Origin of the sequence: Caldivirga sp. UBA161 (assembly GCF_002506515.1) — an archaeon.
In the GTDB taxonomy this organism is placed as follows: Archaea; Thermoproteota; Thermoprotei; order Thermoproteales; family Thermocladiaceae; genus Caldivirga.
This window is the reverse complement of sequence record NZ_DAXS01000045.1, coordinates 1-2563: the sequence shown is the minus strand read 5'-3', so window position 1 is coordinate 2563 and position 2563 is coordinate 1. Positions and strand designations below refer to the sequence as shown.

The following is a 2563-nucleotide window of genomic DNA, read 5'->3' as shown; positions in this document are numbered from 1 at the left end:
AATTAAGGGAATTCCTGGAGTACGTGAGGCGTAGGATTATGGAGAGTGGGCTTAGGAGGGTTAAGGATGGTAAGGCGTATTATTGGGTATTACCAAGGCAGCTGGAGCAGGTGAGGATAATATGATTGACCCAATGGATGAGGTTCGGTATAGGTATAGGCTGGCTAATGAATACTTAAGTAGGGCTGAGAAGTATTGCTCAATCGGGGATTGGGCTGGATGCGTACATTATTCACAGCTAACCGTTGAAAACTTCGCGAAGGCCATTATAGCGATTTACCAAGTGCCTACCTGGAGCCATGACCCATCAAATCAATTAATGAGCATCATTAATCAATTATCAAGTGAAGTTAAGGAATTGGTTATTGAATTAGCGAGGATGAGCCATGAATTAGCAGCTGAGCATGCCCGCTCAACCTACGGTGAACCAACCACAGGCTTAACACCTAGCATGATTTATAATCATGCAAACGCAGTGAACGCCTTATCCATGGCATATAGGGCAAGGGACATTGTTATTAANNTTAATGCATTAGATTATAATTTGGCAATGGCCTCAATGACCCATTACCATCATAATTCCAGCCTTCCTAAATACCGTAACCAAACACCTGCCTACCGTATCTTTAGCTATAACAGATTTCACATTATACAGTGGCTTGAGGAGGTAGGGTATTTTCGAGGCTACTAATGGTAAAGCAACCCATTACTAGGGTGGGGATGGCTCATAGGTGGAGGATAGTATTCTTATATGTTTGGATTATTATACCATTACCCTCTGATACTTTTCCAAGTTCATAAACTTCAACGAATTTCCGAATACTTCTTATAACATCATCCTTATACTCTGGGGATGTGAAAACAACCATACCTATACCCATGTTAAAGACCCTATACATTTCCTCATGAGGAACCCCCGCTTTTTCAATTTCTTTAAAAACATCCTGAGGCTCAGGCATTTTAAGTTCTATGCGGTATCGCGTCACCCTATTAAGCTTGGAAAATGAACCACCTGTTATGTGGGCGGCTGCCTTTATCATATTTAAAACTGAGAGTATTGGCTTAACATATATTCTAGTTGGCTTCATAATCTCATCCTTCCAATCATTAAAGGAAAGTTTTCCATCATTTATTAATTTCCTAATTAAAGAATACCCATTAGAGTGAATTCCATTACTTTTCAAGCCAAGTACAACATCTCCAGGCTTAACATCATGCCCATCCTTAATTTCATTAACGTCAATCCCCAATGCCGTGCAGGATAAATCAAAGCCATTTATTACATCCCTCATGATTGCGGTTTCACCCCCTATTATTTCAACATCAGACTCTACTGCCCCCTTAATTAAACCACTCATTACCCCCCTTACAACATCCTCCATGGGCCTCTCCATTGCAAGGTAATCAACTAAAGCCAAGGGTTTAGCCCCTATGGAGACTAAGTCATTAACATTCATTGCCACGCAATCAATACCCACTGATTCAATTACCCCCGACTTAAGAGCTAGAAGAGTCTTAGTCCCTACACCATCAGTATGAAGGGCCAATTTTACTCCATTAAAATTTATTACACCAGAATAATGCCCAGCGCCGAGTAGAACGTTCCTATATGTTGATGAAATTTCCTTAGCAATGTAATCATGTATTTCCTTAACCTTATTTAAATCAACCCCCGCCTTCTTATACTCACTCACCATAAACCACCATTAGGGGACCAATCTGCAGAAACCCCTAAAATCCCATGCTTCTCCCTATTCTTATAGGAATACCTAACTATCTCAGCCTTCTCAACCATTTCATGTATAGTCCTGCCTATGTCAGTCCTATAAATTATCTTCCTATCACTGGTTATGTACTTCATACACTTATCAAGCTTCTTACTTGCCTCATTAAAGCCCCCGAAGGCTACAAGTTCCAAAGCCCTGGAGCCTTGAGCTATGATTTCATTTCCCTCAAGGGCCACTGAGCCAAAGTATAATGCACAGCCTTCCTCCCTTATCTTCTGTAAATCAATGAAGAATCTTTGCCCCTTGGCTAAAGATTTATTTAAAGGATACCCATAGGGGGCAATCACCCTAACCACGGTGGGTTCCTCATTTAACTCAAGTTTAGCCTTAGATAATTTACCTTCAGCCATTAACTCTAAAACCTCACCGAAGTTCCTTATCCTAGGAATTATTGCAGAAGCCTCAGGATCCCCAAGCCTAGAGTAGTACTCTATAATAGTGGGCCCCCAGAGGTCCGTTAGCATCATTTGCCCAGCTAAGAACCCCCTATACTTCTCCCCAGCCTCCTTCCCTACCGCCTCCGCGGTTCTCTTAACTATATCAAAGCTCCTCTCATATTCCTCCTCATTTATGAATGGGAGTAAATTATTGGGGCCGGATATTGAACCCATGCCCCCTGTTTCTGGGCCTATCCCATCTTGGTATGCATGCTTATAATCCTGAGCTAAAGGTAGGGGTAAGTAAGAATTACCATCGGTTAAAACGTGGAGGGTGTATTCTGGGCCATCCACCTTTTCCTCTATTATGATCTTAACCTCATCATCGGAAACATACCC

General features: G+C 41.7%; 3 protein-coding genes. 1 reads left to right on the top strand and 2 read right to left on the bottom strand.

What is annotated here, in order from left to right:
• The first annotated feature begins 121 nt into the window (after positions 1-121).
• Positions 122-691, top strand: coding sequence for a HEPN domain-containing protein (locus BP896_RS05155; RefSeq protein WP_291766433.1), 570 nt, complete (start codon positions 122-124; stop codon positions 689-691).
• A 34-nt stretch (positions 692-725) separates the two neighbouring features.
• Here the strand turns inward: BP896_RS05155 and purM are convergent, their stop codons facing one another.
• The gene (gene purM, locus BP896_RS05150) at positions 726-1697 is read right to left on the bottom strand and encodes a phosphoribosylformylglycinamidine cyclo-ligase (protein WP_291766431.1); all 972 of its coding nucleotides are present in this window, start codon (positions 1695-1697) and stop codon (positions 726-728) included.
• The coding region (locus BP896_RS05145) for a phosphoribosylglycinamide synthetase C domain-containing protein (RefSeq protein ID WP_291766429.1) at positions 1691-2563 on the bottom strand (873 nt) is incomplete at its 5' end. The genes BP896_RS05145 and purM, both read right to left, overlap by 7 nt.